Source organism: Pantoea sp. CTOTU49201, from assembly GCF_032054795.1.
Taxonomy (GTDB): Bacteria; Pseudomonadota; Gammaproteobacteria; order Enterobacterales; family Enterobacteriaceae; genus Pantoea; species Pantoea symbiotica.
This window is the reverse complement of sequence record NZ_DAMBSA010000269.1, coordinates 1-6,691: the sequence shown is the minus strand read 5'-3', so window position 1 is coordinate 6,691 and position 6,691 is coordinate 1. Positions and strand designations below refer to the sequence as shown.

The 6,691-nt window shown below is 53.6% G+C and carries 6 protein-coding genes; 1 reads left to right on the top strand and 5 read right to left on the bottom strand.

Annotation, left to right across the window (positions count from 1 at the left end):
• Positions 1-1,240: aldehyde dehydrogenase family protein (locus tag RTY00_RS17195; RefSeq protein ID WP_312665246.1), on the top strand; the 1,240-nt coding region annotated here is incomplete at its 5' end.
• Positions 1,241-1,279: 39 nt separating this feature from the next.
• Here the strand turns inward: RTY00_RS17195 and RTY00_RS17190 are convergent.
• From RTY00_RS17190 to tcyJ, 5 genes are all read right to left on the bottom strand, one after another.
• Complete coding sequence (locus RTY00_RS17190; protein ID WP_312665245.1) at positions 1,280-2,362, bottom strand: acyltransferase family protein; 1,083 nt, start codon at positions 2,360-2,362, stop codon at positions 1,280-1,282.
• 506 nt (positions 2,363-2,868) lie between these two features.
• Positions 2,869-3,957 (bottom strand): acyltransferase family protein, encoded by a 1,089-nt coding sequence (locus RTY00_RS17185; RefSeq protein ID WP_154189943.1) that lies wholly within the window; start codon positions 3,955-3,957, stop codon positions 2,869-2,871.
• Positions 3,958-4,314: 357 nt separating this feature from the next.
• On the bottom strand, positions 4,315-5,067 hold the full coding sequence (gene tcyN, locus RTY00_RS17180; protein WP_312665244.1) for an L-cystine ABC transporter ATP-binding protein TcyN: 753 nt from the start codon (positions 5,065-5,067) through the stop codon (positions 4,315-4,317).
• Positions 5,064-5,732, bottom strand: coding sequence for a cystine ABC transporter permease (gene tcyL / locus RTY00_RS17175; protein ID WP_064739084.1), 669 nt, complete (start codon positions 5,730-5,732; stop codon positions 5,064-5,066). Before tcyL ends, tcyN begins: the two co-directional genes overlap by 4 nt.
• Positions 5,732-6,532, bottom strand: a complete 801-nt coding sequence (gene tcyJ, locus RTY00_RS17170) for a cystine ABC transporter substrate-binding protein (protein WP_312665243.1) — start codon at positions 6,530-6,532, stop codon at positions 5,732-5,734. Before tcyJ ends, tcyL begins: the two co-directional genes overlap by 1 nt.
• Between the last annotated feature and the right edge of the window lie 159 nt (positions 6,533-6,691).

The window sequence follows — 6,691 nt, the reverse complement described above, 5'->3', positions numbered from 1 at the left end:
GGCTTCGGCCTTTGATAGTGCCGGTCAACGCTGCTCGGCGCTGCGTCTGCTGTGTGTGCAGGACGATGTGGCCGATCACACCTTGAAAATGCTGCGTGGTGCGATGGCGGAATGCCGCATGGGCAACCCGGAACGTCTCTCAACCGACATTGGCCCGGTGATTGATGCCGAAGCCAAAGCCAATATCGAGCGTCATATTCAGGCGCTGCGCAACAAAGGCTTCAAGGTGTATCAGGCGGCGCAGGAGAATCCACAGGATACTAAAGAGTGGAACAGCGGCACCTTTATCAAGCCGACGCTGATTGAGCTGGATCAGGTCAGCGATCTGGATAAAGAGGTGTTTGGTCCGGTGCTGCACGTGGTGCGTTTCTCGCGCAATAACTTACCGCAGCTGGTTGAGCAGATTAACGCGTCGGGTTATGGCCTGACGCTCGGCGTGCACACGCGTATCGATGAAACCATCGCGCAAGTCACGGCGACGGCTAAAGTCGGCAACCTGTATGTGAACCGCAATATGGTTGGCGCGGTGGTTGGTGTGCAGCCGTTCGGCGGCGAGGGTTTGTCGGGCACCGGTCCAAAAGCCGGTGGCCCGCTCTATCTGTATCGCCTGCTGGCCAATCGTCCAGACGGTGCGCTGCGCATCACCTTTGATCGTCAGGATGCCGAGCGTCCGGTTGACAGCACGGTGCGTGCCGAGTTGATGCGTGCGCATCAGGCGTTGCAGCAATGGGCGCAGGATAAACCTGAGCTGCTGGCGCTGTGTCAGCGTTACGACGAGCTGGCGCAGGCCGGAACGGTGCGTCTGCTGCCGGGCCCAACTGGCGAGCGCAACACCTTTACCCTGCTGCCGCGCGAACATGTGCTGTGCATCGCCGATAACGCGGAAGATGCGCTGACGCAGTTGGCGGCAGTGACCAGCGTCGGCAGCAAGGCCATCTGGCAGGATGATGAGCTTCATAGCGCGCTGCGTAAGTCTTTACCAGCGGAGGTGCAAGCGCACATCAAGCTGGTGAAGGATGCCCTGGCGGCGGAGTTTGATGCGGTGATTTATCACGGTGATGCCGATCAGCTACGCAGTCTGTGTGAGCAGATCGCGGCACGCGATGGCGCGATTGTTTCGGTGCAGGGCTTTGCACGAGGTGAAACCAATCTGCTGCTGGAACGTTTGCTGATTGAGCGTTCACTGAGCGTCAATACCGCCGCAGCGGGCGGTAATGCGAGTTTGATGACCATCGGTTAACAGTAACAACGTAGGGTCGCCATTCATGGCGACCTTTTTTTACGCCGCAGACTTATTCCGCTTCAACCCAATCAATGTTGGAAACACAAACAGCGACTGCCCCAATCCACGATTGGTCACTTGCCACACTGCCACCGAACACAGCGAACAGATCCCGACGATCGCCAGCGGATAGAAGCAGGCCCACAGTATCGAGAACCACGCTTGCTCAAACAGGTGATGACGCTGGGCGAACAGAATCGCCGACATGCCGAAGAACTCAATAAAGATGCGGTGTATCACGTAGATTTGCAGCGTGTTGCGCCCAACCCAATTCAAATAACTCATTTTGAAGTGCGCATTGAGCCAACGACACGCTGCCACGCTGAACAGCACCGCAAGGATGCACATGAACAAACTCTTATCCAAGCCAAAGATGACGTGCAGGCCAGATACCGCGGCCAGGATCGCCCAGGGCATAATGTTGTCACGACGCCATTCACTGAGACGCAGCATCATCGGGCTCCAGAAAGCACCCAACAAAAAGAAGAGGAAATACTGCGCCACGCTTTGTGGTCCCCAGTACGGAATGATCTTCTCGACCGCCAGATAGTTCAGCGCAATTGCTACCACCAGCAACGCCACTTTCTGTTGTTTGAAGATTTTGGCGCACAGGAAATAGAGCGCTAAGCCGTAGAGATACCACGAGGTGCTCATGGCGAGGAACGTGAGCTTTAAGAACTCCAGCAGCGAACCGGCATACGCCGCATTGAGGTTCTGCGAAATACGCTGTCCGGTGATCTCCGTTGAGATGCCAACAATCGACCACCACTGAATAAAGCCCCACAGAATATAGAGATAGAACAGGTTGGTGATGCGGCTGGTAAACACCTGTTTCCACGGCCGATTTAAAATACCATTCGTGGCTAATAAACCCGATACAAAGAAAAACGCTGGCATACGCAGCGGCGACAATACGGTATTAAACTGCACCCATATTTCTGCCGGGATCCAACCCGCCGTCAATAATTTAACCGTACCTTCGAATCCAGGTAATACGGTGTGATACAACACCACCAGTAATATGCAGGCTCCCTTGAGGGTATTTATCCATGCGATATCTTCTTTCCTGGCGTTATTCATATGATGACTCCCGCTGCTGTTGCTGTGTAGGTCTTAAAGGAGAAGGTTGAGGAAATAAGCGTTGATGCATTTATGATTATTCAACGATTATTAAACAGCGGGCGAAGGCATGATGTAGCGAAAGTCCTAAATGTTTTTTTGTGGTCCTGATATAACAATACTTTACAGATCCAGACAAAAATAGAACCCTGAGCAGGCTAAGGAAATTTGCCTTAATTAGAGTCACTAAAAGGTTATTAAGTAAAATAAGTGTGAGCGGCGTCGCGCAGGGAAATTAAGAACAATCCACCCTTTCTTATGCCAGATTAAATTCAAATCCTAAATAAAGAATTATTTAATGTGGCAAATGGATAAGCAGGGATAATAGCACTGTGTTAGAGGGTGCGCATAAATGCGCACCTTACGACGTATGATATGTGGAAAAGCGCAGCTTACGTTGTAGGGTCGCCATTAATGGCGACCGAATAACAAACAAAATCAGGACCAAAAAAACTGGCCCGATTAAATTATTGCTGCGGCGCGCTTTTGCTTTCGAGCGCAGATTTACGCAACAGGCGCGGATAGAGAAATAGCATGCGGCCCGGACCACGATTGAGCAGCGTCCACACCAGCAGCGAAATACTGGTACACAATGCAACGCCGGTAATTGGCATTAGCAGCGCCCATGCCCAGCTAAAGGCGGTATTGTCAAACCAGCCATAATGCACCGCCAGCACGATCGCACTCAGCCCCAGCAGCTCAATAAAGATGCGGTGCAGCACGTAGATTTGCAGCGTGTTGCGGCCAATCCAGTTGAGCCACGCCATATTGAATCGTTCATTGAGGAAGCGGCACAGCACAATGCCAAACACGATGGTCAGCAGGCTGTAGAACGGATTTTTATAGATGCCGCCAACATGATGCAGCAGGCCAATCAGCGCAATGCCGCCCAGCATCAACCAGTGCTGACGCTTCAGCTCACTCAACTCAATCAACGCCTGGCTGAAGAACACGCCGAGCAGGAAGTAGAGATAGTTCTGCGCCACGCTGGCAGGTCCCCAGCCGGGAATCAGGCTGAACTGCGCCGCGTAGGTGGCGACAATCGCCAGCGCCATCAAGGCCAGTTTCTGTTTGTGGAACAGCTTGGTAAACAGGAAGAATCCGGCCAGCGCGTAGAGATACCACAGGCTGGTCATTGAGGTCATCAGCAGCTTAACGAACTCAAACGGCGTGTCGGCATAGGCGGCGTTTTTGGTGCTGGAGAGCCGTTCACCCAGATGCGTGGAGATGTAGTGAATACTTAACCACTGAATCACGCCCCACAGCAGGTAGAGATAGACGATGTTGCTGAACTTCTTGGTGAACACCTCTTTCCAGCTCTTTTTGGTGATGGAACTGGCGGCCAGCAAACCGGAGACAAAGAAGAAGGCCGGCATGCGCAGCGGCGACAGATAGGTGTTAAACGCCACCCACCAGTGCGCTGGCAGCAGTCCAGCGGTGAGATGGTGCAGCGAAGGCGCGAAAGTGGTGATGATGGAGTGATGTAACACCACCATCAAAATGCAGCCCCCTTTGAGCGTGTTGATCCAGAGGACCTCTTTCCTGGCAGTCGTCATTGCTATGTCCTAATTGCGCCATGAATTTGTAAAGAATTATTTATATTTACAAAGATGTCTCAATCAGGACTTTCCTAATAAGAAAAATCTCGGAAGCACTAAGGCGAGAGAACGTTAATTTATCATTAGATTCATTGCGTTATATTTAATTCTGAAATTAACTTTAGGATAAAACCGAGAGATAAAGACCAGCAGATAATGAGTAAAAACCGGTTATTTCTTTAATGAACGTCTTGCAATTGAGTAGAAATATCGATGAGCGGTTAAGCGGTGCGCATGAATGCGCACCCTACGATGTAACGTGCAGGATGCGCATGGACTTGTAGGGTCGCCATTTATGGTGACCTGGCGTTTAAATCACTGGTTCAAAAACTTGTCGAGAAATTGCCGGGTACGCGCCTGCTGCGGATTACTGAACAGCTCCTTTGCTGCGCCCTGCTCCACGATGCGTCCCTGATCCATAAAGATGGCGCGATCCGCGACGTCACGCGCAAAGCTCATCTCATGGGTGACGATCACCATGGTGCGTTTCTCCTGCGCCAGCGCGCGAATGGTGTTGAGCACCTCGCCCACCAGTTCAGGATCAAGCGCCGACGTCGGCTCATCGAACAGAATCACTTCCGGACGCATCGCCAGCGCGCGCGCAATCGCCACACGCTGCTGCTGGCCGCCAGAGAGACGACGCGGGAAACTCTGTTCCTTGCCGTGCAAACCTACTTTCTCCAGCAAACTGCGCGCCCGCGCGATGGCTTCCGCCTTCGGTTCGCCCTTGACGATCACCGGCCCTTCAATAATGTTATCCAGCACCGAGCGGTGCGGGAACAGATTGAAGTTCTGGAACACAAAGCCAACCTGCTGACGCAGCTGGCGCACCAGCTGCTTCTGCTTATTAAGACCAAGCGCCGCATCAATGGCGATATCACCGACTTTAATACGTCCGCTTTCCGGCACTTCCAGCAAATTGATACTGCGCAGCAGCGTGGTTTTACCGGAGCCGCTCGGCCCGATAATTGCCACTACTTCGCCTGGCGCCACGTCGAGATCGATGCCGTGCAGCACCGTCTGGCCGTGAAACTGCTTCACCAGCTGACGGACTTCAATTGCACTCATTTGCCCTCCCGATCCTGTCGATTCACATGCGCTTCCAGGCGATTTTGCAACGCCGACAGCACGGTCGCCATCACCCAGTAAATCAGCGAGGCCGCCAGATACATGGTGAACACTTCCAGCGTCCGTGAGGTGATCAGCTGCGCCTGACGGAACAGCTCCGGCACCTGAATGGTGGCGGCCAGCGAGGTATCTTTCACCAGGCTGATAAAGCTGTTGCCCAGCGGCGGCAGCGCGGTGCGCGCGGCCTGCGGCAGGATCACGCGACGCAGCGTTTGCCACGGCGTCATGCCGATGCTGGCAGCGGCTTCCCACTGCCCGCGCTCAATCGCGGCAATTGCGCCACGCAATGATTCAGAAGCGTAAGCGGCGGTGTTCAGCGACAGACCAATCATCGCCGACGGAATCGGATCCAGCTCGATACCAAACTGCGGCAGTCCGTAATAGATCATAAACAGTTGGGCGATGAGCGGCGTGCCACGGAAAATCGACACGTAGATGCGTGCCAGCCAGTTGATCGGCCAGAAGTGCGACAGGCGCATCAGCGCCAGCACGAAGCCAAGTATCAGGCCGAAGAACATCCCGCCGATACTCAGCTGCAGCGTGAACAGCGCGCCTTTCAGTAAAAATGGTGCTGAATCCAGCACCAGTTGTAAGCTTTCCTGCATTATTTAGTGACGTCCGCGCCGAACCATTTCTCAGACAGTTTGCTCAGCGAGCCATCTTTCTGCATGTCCGCGATGGCGGAGTCGATGGCTTTCAGCAGATCGTCGTTGCCTTTACGCAGCGCCACGCCTGATTCCAGACGGGAAAAGGCCGGACCAGCCACCGCCATGGTGTCGCCGGTTTTCTTCACCAGATCCAGCGCCGCTAAGCGGTCCACCAGAATGGCATCTAAACGGCCTGAACGCAGATCCTGATACTTGGTTGGGTCATCATCATAGGTACGCACATCGGCTTTCGGCACGTTATCTTTCAGCCACTGCTCGTAGTTGGAGCCAAGGCCAACACCGACTTTCTTGCCAGCCAGATCGTCCGGCTTAGTGACGGTGGCCGCGTTTTTCTTCAGCGTCAGCGCCTGCACGCCAGAGATGGTGTACGGCGTGGAGAAGTCATACTTCTTCTTACGCTCTGGCGAGATGGTGACCTGATTGATCACCACGTCGATGCGTTTGGAATCCAGCGAGGCCAGCATGCCGTCCCATTTGGTCGGACGCAGATCGGCTTTCACACCGAGATGTTTCGCCAGCTCCTGCGCGAATTCCACTTCAAAACCGGTCAGCTGGCCTTTTTCGTCCTGGAAACTGAACGGCGGATAAGTGCCTTCCAGACCGACGCGCAGCTCACCTTTACTCTTCACTTTTGCCAGCAAATCTTCGGCGGCGAAGGATTTAGTGTTAACGCCCGCAACCAGCGCGACCGCCATCATGCCCATCACCATTTGGCGACGAATAGGAGAGAAAATCATGTTTACCCCATTTATTGTGATGTGTTGTTGTGTGCTTTGTTGACTCGCCTTTTTTGGCGTAAGACTCGTTAATTGAGCCTTTTCGGTCACCATAAATGGCGACCCTACAAAAACGGAGCCAATCCGTTGTAGGGTCGCCATTCATGGCGACCGAATCAC